The organism is Paraburkholderia kururiensis JCM 10599 = LMG 19447, from assembly GCF_003986935.1.
Taxonomy (GTDB): Bacteria; Pseudomonadota; Gammaproteobacteria; order Burkholderiales; family Burkholderiaceae; genus Paraburkholderia; species Paraburkholderia kururiensis.
On record NZ_RJZE01000023.1, the window covers coordinates 1 to 15,663 of the forward strand.

Genomic DNA, 15,663 nt, shown 5'->3' on the forward strand with positions numbered 1-15,663 from the left:
AGGCCACGGCACGATGCGCTCCATCTCGCCAAGAAACTTCTCGCGCCGTGTTTGCTTCTTCTTCATCGCGTACTCGGCGCTCGCAAAGCTGCGTTGGCTCATGTCCGTAGAGTTATGTTCCCGTTGCCTTCAGCATGCACGCATCGTGTAGCAGCAGTCAATTGATCAGCGAATCCCTAACACAAATCGGCCATCAGGTCGAACGTCTCGCACACGAGCGGCATTGACGCTACGGCCTGTCGTCCTATCCGCTGACACTCCCTGCTGAAGAACTTCCAGTGCTCCGCGCGCCAGAATTCGAGCGAGAGGTCACCTTCTCCTTCGGCCGCCGCAAACTCGCTAGAGACTTTCTCGAAAGGGACTATCTCGACTTTCGTCGTCCGGAGCAGAAGAACGGGGCGATTGCGAAAGCCCAGAACAATTTCGATGTCCCCATCCTGCGGCAGGGGTTCCCCGTCAAGTTCCCATGACCACAGCAGGCTACACGTGCCGCGCTTTACCTTGGACGCTATCAGGGAAATGAGCATTGCGGAGGATTGGTCCGAGTCGCCATAGCTACCAATTCGAACATTGGCCCCGGAAAGATCGATTCCGCGTTCGCTTAGCGCTGTAATCAACTCGGGCAGTGTAGGCGTATCGGACATAGATTATGGCGAGACACGGTACGTACGACGTCAGGAATCGCATTCTATTGCATGCCAAGGTACGCATTGAACGTCCCGCATTGACCGGTGAGCCGACGTTCGTTCGAGGAGCCGACAAGGCAGCATGGGTCGCTTTATGCCCGTTGCATGAGAGGCCATCTCCGCGACGATCACTCCGCTCGGCCGTCGGACGCTGGCCGGCCATGAGCCGCCGATCGACGGCGACGCCTGTTTCGTCGACAATCCTCTGGAAATGTCGCGAGGGTTGCATGGCGACGATGCACTTTCGGGGATTGACGTGCGAACAACCAATATGCAGACACGCCTTGCGGCCATCGCACGTGAATCGGAATGGTTCTGGTCCGCGCTCGTCGCAGTGCGCAGCCTCAATCTGGCCTCGTGGTGTGTATAGGTGCTGGTGCTGTTCGCAATCTCGTGTGGGATTCGCTGCACGATTTCCGGGCGGCATCTCCGTTGTCGGACATTGACGTCGCACACTTCGACGCTTCCGATCTCTCAGACAAGAGCGACGCGAATATTCAGCGCCGATTAAATGGTATCCGTCCGAACACACCGTGGGAGGTCACCAATCAGGCCGCCGTGCACACATGGTTTGAAGCGACTTTTGGTTATCCGGTCTCGCCGTTCGCTTCGCTGGAGCAAGCTGTCGCGTCGTGGCCCGAGTTCGCAACATCGGTCGGATTAACGCTACGCGAAGACGACTCGATTGAAGTAATTGCACCGTATGGGCTTGACGATCTTTTTGCTATGGTGGTCCGGCGAAACCCGGCACGGGTCAGCGTCGAAACTTACCGAAAGCGAATCGAGCGAAAGCAGTATCAAAGGCGCTGGCCGCGCGTAACGATCGTGCCAAGCTGACGGTCGTACGGAATGATCGCCTGCTGTGGAGCAGCGCGACCGCCAGGATCGCCGCGCGATATGCCCATCGCATAGGTCGGCGACCGGCCGATAGTGTTGAAAAACTCGGTGATGGGCGATCTCGCGAGGTTTTGAGGGGTCGTTTTACCCTTAGCCGATGCACGCGAGCGGTTTGTAGACCGATCTGAGAGGCCGAAATTTTTGCGAGCGGTCCGAAAACGGCGCTCCACGAGTTTTTCAACACTATCGGCCGGCCAGCGTCCGACGACCGAGCGGAGTGATCGTCGCGGAGACGGCCTCTCATGCAACGAGCATAAAGCGACCCATTCCCGTCATCTGCCCAACCTCGGCCGATGTCTGCGACGTGACCGACAGCGGACGTCCGCGGGCCGCGTGACCGGCCCATCGAGGCTCGCGATCTTTACCGGCCTGATCTGTTTCAGCCGCGATCGAGGAGCGACGCGAGTTGCGGTAAATCGGAGGCGATAACGTCGATGTACGGCTCCGGCAAGGTATCGACCTCGGTCGCCGGACCGTTTTCAAAGGCACGCGGCACAAACGCCGTAAGCAGGCCGCTGCGCTTGGCCGCCATCAGGTCCCACTTGTGAGCAGACGCCAGCATGATCTCGCCCGGTAAAAAGCCGAGATACTCAGAAGCGAGTTGGTAGGCACGCGGATCAGGCTTGAACGCGTGCACCAGTTCGCCGGTGAGGATCGCATCAAAGGGCAGTCCTTCGCGTTTGACGAGGCCGATCATTCCCGCCATCGACGCATTAGTCAGCGTTGCAACCACGAACGCCTTACGCAGAGATGTTAGTCCTGCCAGCGTATCGGACCATGGTGTCATCGTTCCCCAGACGTCGAGCAAGCGGGTCTTGTCCTCGTCGGAAAGCGTATTGCCGCCTGGGTAACGCGTAAGCAACGAAGGCAACACCTCGGCATAAACAGCGCGGTTGGGTTGCCACGGCTTGCGCCCGGCGGCGATCTCGACGATAGCGTCATGTGCCGCAGCGCTCCACCGTCCCGCAAAAGTCGACCAGTCCTGAAGCCGCGGCGCGACTGCAGGGAGGCGGGCCAGTTCATGCATCATCGGATCATAGAAGTTGAAGACGGTGCCTTGCATATCGAAGACAAGGGCCTTGGGTCGAATGGTGTCGTGTGCGGCGCCTGAGGGTGACAGCGCGTGAGCGGGCGCAGTGGCGGAAACGAACGGCAGCGATGCGAGAAGCTGCACGAAACGCCGTCGTCCGGGTTGCAGTACATGAGGCTTCGATAGGTTCATGATGTTTCTCGTTGCGTGATTCGTTGACGTCGAGTGGGGCGCTGACGTTTAGCACCGTCCCAGCGCGTCTCGGGCAGACGCGGCAGTCGGGCGGTCCGACCATCGATACATCGCGACAACCACGAGTCCCACCACCGCCAGAGCCACGCCGGAGTAGACCGTCGTAAGGACGTTGACGCCTGCGAGCGTCAGCCCGCCGAGGAAGGACCCGCCAGAGATGCCGAGGTTAAACGCAGCGACGTTGAGCCCCGCCGCCGTACCGACCGCCTCGGGCGCCACGCGTCGAGCCACGAGCACGACAGTCGCCTGCATGATGGGAGGAACGGCGAAGGCGAACGCGCCCCAGATAAACAGGTTGACCATCACCATCTCGGGATGCTGCGCGGTGAGCCAGAGCGCGGCGACCGACGCGGCGATGCCGGCCAACGCGATGTTCATGCTGAGCTTCGGGCCATATCTGTCGGACAGACGCCCTCCGCCGATCGTCCCCACCACGGAGCCGAGTCCGAACACCATCAGCCCGAGGGTTACGCCTTCGCTTCTGAACCCCGTGGTATCAATCAACAGCGGCGACAGGTAAGTGAACACCGCGAACGTCGCTCCCATGCCCAGCGCGGCGATTGCATAGAGCGGCATCAACGCCTGGCTTTTCAGCAAGGCGAGCTGCGAGAGAACGGTGCCGGCACTGCGCTGAGCGGCAAGCGCGGGCAAAAGCCGCCAGAGGCCGATGGTCGCCAGCGCGCCCATGGCAGCCACTACCAGGAACGGCAGCCGCCAGCTCATCAGATCGCCAAGCCATGTCCCGCCGGGGACGCCAGTCACCATCGCGACCGTCAGGCCACTTACCATGATCGCCACGGCCCTGCCTGACTTCTGCGTCGGCACGAGCGCCATGGCAACGGTTGTCCCGAGGCCGAAAAACACGCCGTGTGCGACCGCCATGACGATCCGGATCGTGAGCAGCGCCGCGAAGGCTGTCGAAAGTCCCGCCGCCAGATTGCACAGCGTGAAGAAGGTCATCAGCGCGAGCAGCAATGCCCGGCGCGGCAAGCGCGCGGTCAAGGCCGATACGACGGGCGTGCCGACCGTAATGGCCAGCGCGTAGAAACTCACCAGCAAACCGACCGTCGACACGGAGATGCCGAACGCTCTTCCAATGTCGGGTAACAAGCCGACGATGACGAATTCCGTCGTCCCGATTGCGAACGCGGCGAACGCGAGGGAAAACACTGCTGCGGGCATGATGAACTCCTAAATGAAGTCATTCGGGGTGGCTTCAGAAGTCCTGAACGGTGGGACGAATCACGATTTCGTTGACGTCGACCGAGCTGGGCTGCTCGATTGCGTAGGCGATGGCTTGCGCAATCGCGTCAGCGGGGATCGCCATCTTGTAGAAGTCGACGACAAAGTTCCGGCTGTCGTCGTGGCCCGAACCGAACTTCAGTTCCGTGTCGACCGCACCCGGTGAAATGACGGTGGTGCGGATGTTGCCGCCCACTTCGTGTCGCAGACCTTCGGAGATCGCGCGAACCGCGAACTTCGTGCCCGAATACACGGTGCCCCCCGGGCTGAACACCTTCAGCCCCACGACGGACGCGATGTTGACGAAGTGGCCAGAGTGCTGTTTTTCGAATACCGGCAGCGCCGCGGCGACGCCGTACAGGAGGCCCTTGATGTTGATGTCGATCATCCGGTCCCACTCGTCGGTCTTGCGCAGCGAAAGTGGCGCGATCGCCATCAGACCAGCGTTGTTCACCATGACGTCGAGGCGACCATGTTGCGATACGACGTCGCCGATCAGGCGGTTGACCTGGTCCTGATCCGTCACATCGACTGGATGAACCGACGCGTGCCCGCCTTTCGCCATGATTTCCGCGGCAACGCGTTGAAGCTTGTCGATGCGGCGAGCGGCCAGAGCGACAGTGGCGCCTTTGGAGGCAAGAAGTTTGGCGGTGGCTTCACCAATTCCGCTCGAAGCACCGGTAATGACGACGACTTTGTTTGCCATGATTTCTCTCCATGAAGTTGAACTGCGTGGAGAGTAGTGTCGTCCCGACGAGCATTTTTTATTAGACTGGAATATCTGGAATGTCTTTTCAACCATCGCAAAAATCGTCACCGAGCCGCACATGACCGAACTCGCCGACCTGAACGACATCGCCGTCTTTGTACGGGTAGCGCAGTTAGAGAGCTTCAGCCGGGCCGCGCGTGCGCTCGGCATGCCGGTGTCGACCGTCAGCCGCAAGGTGAGCGCGCTCGAAGAACGGCTCGGCGTCACGCTGTTGCAGCGCACGACGCGCAAGCTCAGCCTGACGTCGCAAGGTCGCGCCTACTTCGATCAATGCAGTGAGCCGCTGAATCATCTGTACGATGCGCAGCGCGTCATCACCCAGACGCAGAAGCAGCCGGAGGGCGTGCTACGCATCTCCGGGCCGGTGATGCTCGAACAGGAGCCGTTTTACGCGTTCCTGTCGGCATTTTTGAAGCACTTTCCGCAGATCCAGGTGGATCTGTATTTCACGAACGCGTTCATCGACCTGATTGCCGAAAACGTCGACGTTGCGATCCGTTTTGGCGAATTGCAGGACTCGAGCCTCGTCGCACAACGAGTGGGAAAGAGCGTGCGGCAGCTCGTTGCCTCGGTCGGCTATGCACGCAGCCATGCGCTCCCGTCACGGCCCGACGATCTGAGCCAGCATCCGTGCGTGCTGATCAATGCCCGCAACAATGAGACGGAATGGCACCTGGTGAGCGGCCGCAAAGCGACCAGGGTACACGTCAGTGGGCCTGTCGCTGCCCGTGACTTTCACATCGTCCACGCATTCGCGCTTCGCGGGCACGGCATTGCGCTGCTTCCGTCGAGCTATTGCGATCCGCATATCGCGAGCGGAGAGCTTGTGCGTGTGCTGCCCGAGTGGTCGTCACCGGAGATATTCGTGCATGCCGTTTATCCGACGCGGCGCTTCATGCCGTCGAAGTTGAAGGCGTTCCTCGATGCACTGAAAGCGTGGGAGGGTCCGCTTTGGTTTCCGCTGCGCTGAAGCCAAAGCGATCTTGTACTAACGCCAGCCAAGCGCGGGGGCAACGTGCGTGAGGATCGATTCGATCACGTGTGCGCAGTACTCAACGCCGAGTTGATTCGGCACGGTCAACAGTAGCGTGTCGGCTTCCGCAATGGCCTCGTCGGTTGCAAGTTGCCTGACGAGCGCGTCGGGCTCTGCCGCATAATTTCGGCCGAAAATTGTCCGGATATTGCCGTCCAGCAGGCCGACCGTGTCGTCGCTGTTCGCATCGCGTCCAAAGTACATGCGGTCGCGATCGTTCATCAGCGCGAAGATGCTGCGACTCACCGACACGCGCGGCTCGCGCGCGTGTCCGGCTTCCTTCCACGCCCGCCGATAGGCGCGGATCTGCTCCGCCTGCTGGACATGAAGCGGACGGCCCGACTCGTCGTTTTTCAGTGTGGAGCATTGCAGGTTCATGCCCATCCCGGCTGCCCAGACCGCGGTGGCATCCGACCCCGAGCCCCACCAGATGCGATCGCGCAACCCTTCGGAATGAGGCTCGACGCGTAGCAGGCCAGGCGGGTTGGCAAACATTGGCCGGGGATTGGGCTCAGCGAAACCTTCTCCGCGCAGCACTTCGTAGAACACTTCCGTGTGTCGACGGGCAAGATCGACGTGCGTCTCGCCGTCGCCGGGCGCATAGCCGAAATAGCGCCAACCGTCGATCACCTGTTCGCCCGAGCCGCGGCTGATGCCGAGTTGCAGGCGCCCACCGGCGATGAGATCGGCAGCGCCCGCATCCTCGGCCATGTACAGCGGGTTCTCGTAGCGCATGTCGATGACGGCCGTGCCAATTTCGATGCGGCTGGTTCTCGCACCTACCGCCGCCAGTAGCGGAAACGGAGACGCGAGCTGGCGCGCGAAATGATGCACGCGAAAATATGCGCCATCCGCACCGAGTTGCTCCGCGGCGACCGCGAGGTCGATCGATTGCAACAGTACGTCCGAAGCAGAACGCGCAAGCGAATGCGACGAAGACGACCAATGGCCAAACGATAGAAAGCCGATTTTTTTCATGTCAGCGTTGGGCAAGCGTGAGAAGACGATGAGCGAATGTTGCCCGAAGCGGGCACACACCGCTCGCACGCGCACTGTCTGCCGGTTGCTTCTTTGCAAGTCAGGCGGGGAAATCGGTGGATGCAGAAAGTGCCTTCCAGGTCTCCGTTTCGGCAGTTACGTACGCATTCTTTTCCGCGAGTGCCTTGAGCGTGTCCGTGCCGAGCGGCAAACGCAGCGGCGGCGTCTCTGCATCGACGAGCCTGACCATCGCGGTTGCCAGCTTTACTGGATCGCCCGGCTGATTGTGATTGATTTCATCCGCTAGGTGCCGCAGTTTGCCCGACGTCTCTTCATAGTCGCTAATGATCGTCTTGCCGACGACCAGCGACGACGCATCCAGAAAGTCCGTGCGAAAAAAGCCAGGCTCTATCATGGTCGCGTGAATGCCGAGCGGCTTGAGTTCTGCATGCAGTGCTTCGGTGATACCTTCCACGGCGAACTTCGTCGAACTGTACACGCCGACGCCTGCCGCCGCCTGATAACCGAGAATGGACGACGTGTTGATCACGTGACCCGAACGCTGTTTGCGCATTACCGGCAGCACGACACGTGTCACGTTGAGCAGGCCGAACACGTTGGTCTCGTAGATGCGGCGAACCTCGGCATCGCTCGATTCTTCAACGGCCGCTAGCAAACCGAAGCCTGCGTTGTTGACCAGCACATCGATGCGGCCGAACTTACCGACGGCGGCTTCGACGGCCGCCTTGGCCTGTGCCTCGTCTGTCACGTCGAGTGCAACGGTGAGCAACGCGGGCGACTCTCCCAGCCGCTCGGCGATTGTGGCGGCGTTCCGGCCGGTGGCGACGACAGCGTTGCCGTCATCGAGAGCGGCTTTCGCGATCAGTGCGCCAAAACCGCGCGACGCGCCTGTGATGAACCAGACGCGTTTGAACCGCTGGCTCGTGACGTTGTTCATGGCTCTTCTCCTTGGTTCGTGATGGATGTGAAACGAACTGCATGGAGAGGAGTGTCGGCGTGACGGGGGCGTTTGATTAGACGGGTATGGATGGAATGAATTTTCCGTGTGTGGAAAAATCGCGCGAACGAAGGGACGTGCGTCGTGCATCTTTCCCAGGCGCAGGCGGCGCGAATGTCGACAAAAGTGGGTATGGCACGTTCACGGCAACGCGGTGTCCGGTATGTTGGTGACAACGGCCGCGCAGTTCATCGCAGCGGGTGTCTCTTCCTGGCCGGCTAGCGCCCGACGACAGAGCGCGACAACGTCGCGGGTGCGGCAACTCATGCAAAAGGCATAAAGCGACCGAGGCTGTGTGAAAACACGAGCTAGGCGCTTGGCCCGAATTTGAGTTCGATGATGGGATCGGCAGAGGCCAATAGTGTGGCGACCTGTTCGGCCGCACTCGGGGCGAGTCCAAGATGCTCGTAGCCGAGGTATGCAACCGTATCCTCGGGCGACCAAGGGCCCAGCGAGGTCACGTAATCAGCGATCTCATCTTGGATCTGTCGCCACGATTCATATCGGCGGCGCGACAGAAGAATTCGATCACTTCGTGTATAGATCACATGGAGGTCCACGTGCGTTCTCGTCGATGAAAATGAGCCTTCATTCTCTCACGTGATCTCCTAAACTTCGGTCAGCACTTCAAGGTCGGAGGAACAATTGAAGCGATTCGTTGAAGGTGACGACCGGAAGCAGGTGACGTTGTTGCCCGAATGCCTGGACGATTTCGTTGCCGAGGACAACCCGGTCAGGATCGTCGAGGCCTTTGTCGAAGAACTGGCGCTAGAAGGGCTCGGTTTCGTTGGCGTTACGCCATCATCAACGGGCCGCCCCTCCTACCATCCCGCAGTGCTGCTGAAGATATACATCTACGGCTACTTGAACCGGATTCAATCGAGCCGCCGCCTGGAACGCGAATGCCAACGCAATATTGAGCTCATGTGGCTTACGGGCCGCTTGGCGCCAGACTTCAAGACCATAGCGGACTTTCGGCGAAACAACGGCACAGGCATTCGCAAAGTTTGTAGCAGGTTTGTCGTTTTGTGCCGCGATCTCAAGTTGTTCTCTCAAGCGTTGGTCGCCATCGATGGAAGCAGGTTCAAGGCATCCAATACGCGTGACCGCAACTTTACGACTGGCAAGATCGACAAGCGGCAGCAGCAAATTGAGGAAAGTGTCCAACGCTATCTGAGTGCACTGGAAACGGCTGATCGGACCCAACCTCCCGAGGTGGAAGCGAAGACAACTCGGCTGCGAGAGAAAATTGCTCAATTACAAGGGCAAATGCGCCACCTCGAGCAGGTCAAAGAAGAGTTGAAGACGCTGCCTGATGGGCAGATCTCGCTGACTGATCCCGATGCTCGCTCCATGGCGACAAGCGGTCGTGGCTCGGGGATTGTGGGCTACAACGTGCAGGTAGCCGTAGATTCCAAACACCATCTCATCGTTGCTCACGAGGTCACAAATGCCGGCAGTGATCGGGCACAGCTCAGCCCGATGGCACAAGCTGCTCGTGACGCCATGGGCAAAACCAGATTGAAGGCTATCGCTGATCGAGGGTATTACAGTGGTCCACAGATAAAGGCCTGCGAGGATGCTGGTATCGCAGCCATTCTGCCCAGGACCACGACGTCAAGCGCAAAGGCTCACGGTCGCTTTGATCGTGCAGACTTTATCTACATCGCCCGAGATGACGAATACCAGTGCCCGGCCGGGCAACGTGCGATCTACCGATTTACCGGTCTGGAACATGGCATGTATCTGCGCCGCTATTGGAGTAGTGCATGCATTGGTTGCGCACTGAAGCCGCAATGTACGCCAAGCGACTACCGGCGGATTACGCGCTGGGAACACGAGTCAGTACTGGAAGCTGCGCAGCGAAGGCTGGACAGAATGCCGGATGCGATGACGGTGCGAAGGCGGACTGTCGAGCACGTGTTCGGGACGTTCAAACACTGATGGGCTACACGCACTTCCTGACTCGTCTGCTTGCCAATGTGAGCACCGAAATGAGTCGGCATGTGCTGGCGTACAACCTCAAGCGCGTAATAGCGATACTTGGGTTCGCGAAAACCATGAAGGCCATGAGGCTGGTGGGTGCGTGAAGCACCCAAAATTCGCCGTATAATCTGTACGCGGTCCGCAACGAGGATTGAAATTACACCAGCATTCGTGGCCTATCGAATTGCTGCGACGATGCAGCACGGAATCTATGCCCCGGCAACTCTGCGTTTCGCGTTTCCACACAGCCTCGGTCGATCTCGGCCAAACGCCATGGTGCAGCAAAGGATGAGCGCATCAACCGATAACGTACGACCGAGGTGTTATCGTGATCTTGGGCCATTCAATACTGTCTAGTGCCTCTCGCATGGTCTTGGGGCTTGCTGCCTTGGTGTAGTCCACGCGACCGCTAGAACCCTGCGCCGCATGGCCCGTGATTGAGTCTGACGTTTCGGTGCCGATTCCCTTATCGGCCAACGCCCCGCGTATCCAATGGCGGAACTTGTGCGATCCGTGAAGACGACCAGTCGGCAACCCGAGGGAGCGCCTAAGCTCCAAGAACCATTTGCCCAAGGTGTCGCCCGGTGCGCTTGCCCGGCCGCTCAATGACGGAAATGCATTGCCCGTACCACCCGCGGTTCTCTCATGCCACGCGGAGAACCACGGATCTGCCAGCAGGTGAGAAGCTAGAGCGACGATACGCTCCGATTCGTCGGTCTTGACCGTTCCGGCCTCAGCGGTAATGCGAATGGTCTTGATGCCGTGGCGGGTCTGGAAGTCCTCGCAGCGTAGCTGTGCTATCTCGCCGATACGGGCTCCGGTATGCAGAAGCAGCAGCAGGGCTGCCCGGCCATCTTCGGGCTTTACGTTATCCCAATGGCGTACTTGCTCCATCTGGTCGGAGAACAGGAGCGCCCCGAACAGTATTTCTAGTTCGTTATCGGTCCATCCTTCGCGTTTCTTCGCACCCTTGGTCTTGTCGAACGAAACCGCGAACTGGTTACGGTCGAGGATGCCATCCTTGACAGCCGTGTTCACTAAAGCATTTACGGACGTGTAGTGATTGTGAGCGGTCTTGGCCCCGAAGCCCCGCGCCTTGCTGTCTAACAGGAACTTGACGAAGGCCGCTCCGGTCGCTCGCGTCAGATTGCTCAAGGGGACTGTGCCGCACGCTTCCTCGAATAACGCTAGCGCTTTCCCGGTGCGCTTGGCGGGGTTGTCTGTCTCGGCATACCCGTTCCACTGCTGCCAGGACGGCACCATGTCCCGCAGAGTCTTGGGCGCGTCCCGAGTCTTCTTCGAAGGTTCGTCGTCGGGCGTGAGTCCCTTGGGGATGACGGGGGCGGGCGGTGTATCTACAGGTTCGCCTTGGCTTCTTTGTGCCACGGCATCCATGGCCCTAACCAGAGTTCGCGTGATGCGCTGAAGTGCCAGACGCCCCTCGGTCGTGTCCCATTCCACACGAATAGACAGAGGGTCACAAACGAAGTCTACGTACTCACGGGTGGCCGAGAAATCGCCCCGAGCTAATGCTGCTTTCCAAGCCTGCACCTGTTCCTGGTCAAACCGCTGTACCGCTGCGGCTTGCTCCTGTGTCAGAAAATCCCTCGTTTGTTCCCATGCAACCTGATCGGTATTGGGGAGGTGCCCCCTGTAGGCGCCAACCAGTATCGGCGTAACGCGGGTTTGCTCATCCAGCGTCAGGACCAGATTTTGTACAGCCTGGGCGATGTAAGCCTCTAGCTCTTCTGATAGCGGGACGAATGGCGCGGGGCGTGTGCTGTCTTCCAGCGCCTGAAACCGGACCCGGTGCTCGGCTATCAGCCGGTGTGCGATGGTGATCGCTTCAGCGCGGTTGCGGGTCTTGAGGCTGGCTCTGTATGCATCGGTCGCCAGCTTGCCACCACTCGTGCGAGGGAACAGGTGTTGAAGGTGCTTGGGAATGCCAATACGGAGCTGGTAGATACCGCTTTTGGGATGCGGTTCCAGTCCAGGAGGCAGTGTTGTCATATCGTCCATCCGCACATTTTGACACGCGAATTGACAAGGTAGATTGACGATGCCGGAAAAGACAAAGCCCGGAAAGTCTTGCCAGTATTGGGATTCCCTTTACTGGCCTGGCTTTCCGGGCCTTAATCCTTGGTCGGGGCGAGAGGATTTGAACCTCCGACCACCTGCACCCCATGCAGGTACGCTACCAGGCTGCGCTACGCCCCGAAAGCACAAAAGTATAACAGAGTGTTTGTGCCTTTAGAACCTTTACATACGAACTTATCGCAACGTCGGTCCGGCTAATGGCTCAGCACGTCGAGCACGTTGAGCAGGTCGCGACGCAGTTGCTCGACATCGACGCTCGATGCCGGTTTTGCCGTTACCGCATGCACCTGTCTGTCCATCTCGCGCACAGGCTCTTCTACCACATCGCCACGCGAGTCCAGCCGGTTGCGCGCACCGTTGATCGTGAACCCCTGCTCGTAAAGCAGTTCGCGAATCCGGCGAATCAGCAACACCTCGTGATGCTGATAGTAGCGTCGGTTGCCCCGCCGCTTCACGGGCTTCAGCTGCGTGAACTCCTGCTCCCAATACCGCAGCACGTGCGGCTTCACGCCGCACAACTCACTCACCTCTCCGATCGTGAAATAACGCTTCGCGGGAATCGGAGGCAAGACGACTTTTTCAGTTGTCGCTGTCATCGCCGGTTAGCCGTCGTGGTGTTGGTAGAGGTGCTGCGAAGGGCGTTCGCCACGGTTGCGCCGCGCGTCGCATGGCGCCGCGGCGCAACGTCTAGTTGCGCGCGTAACTCGTGTCGGCGCCGTTCTCGACGAGCGCCTTCAGCTTCTGGCTGGCGTGGAACGTGACGACGCGACGTGCCGCAATCGGAATGGCCTCGCCGGTTTTCGGATTGCGGCCGGGACGCTGCGGCTTGTCGCGCAGTTGAAAGTTGCCGAAGCCGGAGAGCTTCACGCTCTCGCCGCCTTCCAGCGCATCGCGGATCACCTCGAAGAACGCCTCCACCATGTCCTTCGCTTCGCGCTTGTTGAGCCCGACATTGTCGAACAGCAATTCGGCGAGTTCAGCCTTCGTAAGCGTAGGCGTCTCCGTGGAGGCGGGGGCCGTTGATGTCGGGATGTCGCGAATCATGGCGCTGCGTTGCGCCGCAAGAAGGGCTTCGAAATCGCTCGAGTTCATTTCGTTCATGTAGCTATGAATGGCGCGCGAACCAGTAAGCTGCTATGCGCGAATTGCCGTTTCGGTTATCCGCGCAACCGGGCGCCATAGACTCGAGCCAGGCGATCCACCAGAGACTTGATGGCCTGATCGACCGTTTCGTCCTGAAGGGTCCCGCCAGTATCTTGCAAGGTCACCCGGAAGGCAAGGCTTTTCTCGTGCGCAGCCATACCACCGGAAGTGTTTGATTTTGCACGAAATTCGTCGAACAACGCAACCCTCTGAACGATCTTCGCGGGCCCTTCCTGAAGGGCCTTTTGCATCTCGTCCAGAAGCGCCTGCACCTCGATTTTCTGGTCGACCACGAGTGCGATGTCGCGCCGCACGGGCGGGAATTTCGACACGTCCGTCGGGCTCGGCAGCGCACGCTGCATGAGCGCCTGCGCTTCGATTTCGAACAGGATCGGCGCGTGCGGCAGATCGTACTTCTGCATCCAGCGCGGATGCAGTTCGCCGATCCAGCCCACTGCGCGCCCGTCCACTTCGATGCGCGCGCAACGCCCCGGATGCAACGCCGGATGCTCAGCCTTGACGAAGCGCGCCACGGTCGGTGCGAGCAACGCTTCCAGGTCGCCTTTCACGTCGAAGAAATCAACGGCACGCGTGGGCGACGCCCACTGCTCGTCCGCAGTAGAGCCGTAGGCCAGCGCGCCGACCATCTTGGGCTGCGCGAAGCCTTCCACGGTCATCTCGCCCGAAGCAATGGAGGCATCGGGCAGGAACACGCGACCCACCTCGAACACGCGGATGCGTTCGGCGCGGCGGTTCAGGTTGTATCGCAGCACGCCGATCAGGCTACCGAACAGCGTGGTGCGCATCACGGAAAGCTGGCTCGCGATGGGATTCAGCAGACGCACGGGCTTGTCGTTGCCGGCGAAGTCGTGCTCCCATTCGGCGTCCACGAAGCTGAAGTTGACCGTCTCCGCGTAGTCGCGCGCGGCAAGTGCATGGCGAATGTCGTGCACGGAGCGCTGCGTCTCGTGAGTGGGACGCATGACGTTCGACGCAACCGGCGGACGCGCCGGAATCTTTTCGAAACCGTAGATGCGGGCGACTTCCTCGATCAGATCTTCCTCGATCTCGATGTCGAAGCGATACGCGGGCGGCGTCACCGAGAACGTCTCGCCGTCGCTTTCGAAGGCAAGGCCGAGACGCGTGAAAATCTGCGCGATTTCGTCCGCGCCGATCCGCACGCCGATGATCCGGTTCGCGCGCGACACGCGCATCTTCACCGGCTCGCGCTTCGGCACATTGACGACCTGGTCGTCGACCGGGCCGGCCTCGCCGCCGCAAATATCGAGAATGAGCTGCGTGAGATATTCGATGTGTTCGACCGTCGTCGACCAGTCCACACCGCGCTCGAAGCGATGCCCCGCGTCGGTGGAGAAGTTGAAGCGGCGCGAGCGGCCGCGAATGCTGTCCGGCCACCAGAAGGCGGCTTCGAGGTAGATGTTCGTCGTATCGAGCGTAACGGCGGTGCTGTCGCCGCCCATGATGCCGGCGAGGCTTTCGATCTGGTGATCGTCCGCGATTACGCCTACGGCCTCGTCCACTTCGATGGTGTTGCCGTTCAGAAGCTTGAGCGTCTCGCCCTTGCGGCCCCAGCGCACGTCCATCGCACCGTGAATCTTGTCGAGATCGAACACATGCGAAGGCCGGCCCAGTTCGAGCATCACGTAGTTCGAGATGTCGACGAGCGCCGAGATGCTGCGCTGACCCGAACGTTCGAGCCTCGCCACCATCCATTGCGGCGTCTTCGCGCGCGCGTTCACGCCGCGAATCACGCGACCCGAGAAGCGACCACACAGATCCGGCGCGGAAACGCGTACCGGCAGCGTATCGGCAAGCTTCACTTCGGCAGCCTTGAACTGCGGCGCCTTCAACGGCGCACCGGTGATGGCTGCAGTCTCGCGCGCGATGCCGAAGACGGAAAGGCAGTCGGCCTTGTTCGGCGTGAGCTTGATTTCGAAGACGGTGTCGTCGAGATTGAGTGCTTCGCGGATGTCCTGGCCGATCGGCGTGTCTTCCGGCAGGATCAACAGGCCGCTGTGATCTTCCGAAAGCTTCAGCTCACGCGCCGAGCACAGCATGCCCTGACTCTCCACACCGCGCAGCTTCGAGAGCTTGATGGCAAACGGCGCGCCGCCCTCTTCCGCCGGCGGCAACTGCGCGCCCACCAGCGCGACGGGCACCTTGATGCCGGGCGCCACATTGGGCGCGCCGCAGACGATGTTCAGCGTCGCGCCCGTGCCGGCATCGACCTGACATACGTTGAGCTTGTCCGCGTCCGGATGCTTGACCACTTCCAGCACGCGCCCCACCACGATCTTCGACGTGGGCGGCGCAGCCGGGCGCAGCCCCTCAACCTCGAGACCGGCCATCGTCAGCGCATGGGACAGCTCTTCGGTGGTGAGCTGCGGATCGACAAAGGTTCTGAGCCAGGATTCCGGGAATTGCATGAGTCTGTACGTTCCAACAGGTTAGGAGCACGGCGCCGCGCGACTCGCCTCGTTGCAGCGCGGCCGGCCAGTGGGCGGCGCGGCC

At 60.3% G+C, this 15,663-nt stretch carries 13 protein-coding genes, 1 tRNA gene and 2 pseudogenes; 3 read left to right on the forward strand and 13 right to left on the reverse strand.

The features are described from left to right. Together PKKP23_RS24860 and PKKP23_RS24865 are read right to left on the reverse strand one after the other, a co-directional pair. Nucleotides 1-102, reverse strand: a pseudogene (locus PKKP23_RS24860) (IS5/IS1182 family transposase); the annotation flags it as partial. 74 nt (nt 103-176) lie between these two features. Further along, nucleotides 177-644, reverse strand: a complete 468-nt coding sequence (locus PKKP23_RS24865; protein WP_126878845.1) for an ASCH domain-containing protein — start codon at nt 642-644, stop codon at nt 177-179. A 351-nt stretch (nt 645-995) separates the two neighbouring features. On the opposite strand from PKKP23_RS24865, the gene PKKP23_RS24870 reads away from it, so the two are divergent. Then, nucleotides 996-1,523 carry a nucleotidyltransferase family protein gene (locus tag PKKP23_RS24870; RefSeq protein ID WP_338120174.1) on the forward strand — a complete coding sequence of 176 codons (528 nt, stop codon included), beginning with the start codon at nt 996-998 and terminating at the stop codon, nt 1,521-1,523. A gap of 439 nt (nt 1,524-1,962) precedes the next feature. Here the strand turns inward: PKKP23_RS24870 and PKKP23_RS24875 are convergent, their stop codons facing one another. The 3 genes from PKKP23_RS24875 to PKKP23_RS24885 are packed head-to-tail and all read right to left on the reverse strand — an operon-like array spanning nt 1,963 to nt 4,813. After that, nucleotides 1,963-2,805, reverse strand: coding sequence for a haloacid dehalogenase type II (locus tag PKKP23_RS24875; protein WP_240659133.1), 843 nt, complete (start codon nt 2,803-2,805; stop codon nt 1,963-1,965). Between the two features lie 48 nt (nt 2,806-2,853). Further along, entirely contained in the window at nt 2,854-4,047 is a 1,194-nt protein-coding gene (locus tag PKKP23_RS24880; protein ID WP_126878846.1) for an MFS transporter, read from the reverse strand. A gap of 34 nt (nt 4,048-4,081) precedes the next feature. After that, nucleotides 4,082-4,813 (reverse strand): SDR family oxidoreductase, encoded by a 732-nt coding sequence (locus PKKP23_RS24885; protein ID WP_126878926.1) that lies wholly within the window; start codon nt 4,811-4,813, stop codon nt 4,082-4,084. A 121-nt stretch (nt 4,814-4,934) separates the two neighbouring features. Between PKKP23_RS24885 and PKKP23_RS24890 the strand changes: the two genes are divergently transcribed. After that, nucleotides 4,935-5,846, forward strand: a complete 912-nt coding sequence (locus tag PKKP23_RS24890) for a LysR family transcriptional regulator (RefSeq protein WP_126878847.1) — start codon at nt 4,935-4,937, stop codon at nt 5,844-5,846. Nucleotides 5,847-5,864: 18 nt separating this feature from the next. Here PKKP23_RS24890 and PKKP23_RS24895 read toward each other — a convergent pair whose 3' ends face one another. The 3 genes from PKKP23_RS24895 to PKKP23_RS24905 all read right to left on the reverse strand — a co-directional run bounded on the left by PKKP23_RS24895 (nt 5,865) and on the right by PKKP23_RS24905 (nt 8,465). After that, nucleotides 5,865-6,887 (reverse strand): LLM class flavin-dependent oxidoreductase, encoded by a 1,023-nt coding sequence (locus tag PKKP23_RS24895; protein WP_126878848.1) that lies wholly within the window; start codon nt 6,885-6,887, stop codon nt 5,865-5,867. A 100-nt stretch (nt 6,888-6,987) separates the two neighbouring features. After that, complete coding sequence (locus PKKP23_RS24900) at nt 6,988-7,845, reverse strand: oxidoreductase (protein WP_126878849.1); 858 nt, start codon at nt 7,843-7,845, stop codon at nt 6,988-6,990. A 368-nt stretch (nt 7,846-8,213) separates the two neighbouring features. Next, entirely contained in the window at nt 8,214-8,465 is a 252-nt protein-coding gene (locus PKKP23_RS24905) for a hypothetical protein (RefSeq protein WP_081054267.1), read from the reverse strand. A gap of 85 nt (nt 8,466-8,550) precedes the next feature. Here PKKP23_RS24905 and PKKP23_RS24910 point away from each other — a divergent pair. Further along, a pseudogene (locus PKKP23_RS24910) lies at nt 8,551-9,995 on the forward strand (IS1182 family transposase). Between the two features lie 193 nt (nt 9,996-10,188). Here the strand turns inward: PKKP23_RS24910 and PKKP23_RS24915 are convergent. From PKKP23_RS24915 to pheT, 5 genes are all read right to left on the reverse strand, one after another. Further along, nucleotides 10,189-11,901, reverse strand: coding sequence for a DUF6538 domain-containing protein (locus tag PKKP23_RS24915; protein ID WP_161978138.1), 1,713 nt, complete (start codon nt 11,899-11,901; stop codon nt 10,189-10,191). A gap of 130 nt (nt 11,902-12,031) precedes the next feature. After that, nucleotides 12,032-12,108 (reverse strand) — tRNA-Pro (locus tag PKKP23_RS24920). Nucleotides 12,109-12,182: 74 nt separating this feature from the next. Further along, on the reverse strand, nt 12,183-12,584 hold the full coding sequence (locus tag PKKP23_RS24925; RefSeq protein ID WP_026122042.1) for a MerR family transcriptional regulator: 402 nt from the start codon (nt 12,582-12,584) through the stop codon (nt 12,183-12,185). A 91-nt stretch (nt 12,585-12,675) separates the two neighbouring features. Next, nucleotides 12,676-13,089, reverse strand: coding sequence for an integration host factor subunit alpha (locus PKKP23_RS24930; protein WP_126878851.1), 414 nt, complete (start codon nt 13,087-13,089; stop codon nt 12,676-12,678). 56 nt (nt 13,090-13,145) lie between these two features. Further along, complete coding sequence (gene pheT / locus PKKP23_RS24935) at nt 13,146-15,578, reverse strand: phenylalanine--tRNA ligase subunit beta (RefSeq protein ID WP_126878852.1); 2,433 nt, start codon at nt 15,576-15,578, stop codon at nt 13,146-13,148. Nucleotides 15,579-15,663 lie beyond the last annotated feature (85 nt).

What these genes read in the sequence shown, in the direction of transcription:
- PKKP23_RS24875 (WP_240659133.1), bottom strand. Translation starts at nt 2,805, where the DNA reads ATGAACCTATCGAAGCCTCATGTACTGCAACCCGGACGACGGCGTTTC.
- PKKP23_RS24880 (WP_126878846.1), bottom strand. Translation starts at nt 4,047, where the DNA reads ATGCCCGCAGCAGTGTTTTCCCTCGCGTTCGCCGCGTTCGCAATCGGG.
- PKKP23_RS24870 (WP_338120174.1), top strand. Translation starts at nt 996, where the DNA reads ATGGTTCTGGTCCGCGCTCGTCGCAGTGCGCAGCCTCAATCTGGCCTC.
- PKKP23_RS24890 (WP_126878847.1), top strand. Translation starts at nt 4,935, where the DNA reads ATGACCGAACTCGCCGACCTGAACGACATCGCCGTCTTTGTACGGGTA.
- PKKP23_RS24925 (WP_026122042.1), bottom strand. Translation starts at nt 12,584, where the DNA reads ATGACAGCGACAACTGAAAAAGTCGTCTTGCCTCCGATTCCCGCGAAG.
- PKKP23_RS24915 (WP_161978138.1), bottom strand. Translation starts at nt 11,901, where the DNA reads ATGACAACACTGCCTCCTGGACTGGAACCGCATCCCAAAAGCGGTATC.
- PKKP23_RS24930 (WP_126878851.1), bottom strand. Translation starts at nt 13,089, where the DNA reads ATGAACGAAATGAACTCGAGCGATTTCGAAGCCCTTCTTGCGGCGCAA.
- PKKP23_RS24865 (WP_126878845.1), bottom strand. Translation starts at nt 644, where the DNA reads ATGTCCGATACGCCTACACTGCCCGAGTTGATTACAGCGCTAAGCGAA.
- pheT (WP_126878852.1), bottom strand. Translation starts at nt 15,578, where the DNA reads ATGCAATTCCCGGAATCCTGGCTCAGAACCTTTGTCGATCCGCAGCTC.
- PKKP23_RS24900 (WP_126878849.1), bottom strand. Translation starts at nt 7,845, where the DNA reads ATGAACAACGTCACGAGCCAGCGGTTCAAACGCGTCTGGTTCATCACA.
- PKKP23_RS24895 (WP_126878848.1), bottom strand. Translation starts at nt 6,887, where the DNA reads ATGAAAAAAATCGGCTTTCTATCGTTTGGCCATTGGTCGTCTTCGTCG.
- PKKP23_RS24885 (WP_126878926.1), bottom strand. Translation starts at nt 4,813, where the DNA reads ATGGCAAACAAAGTCGTCGTCATTACCGGTGCTTCGAGCGGAATTGGT.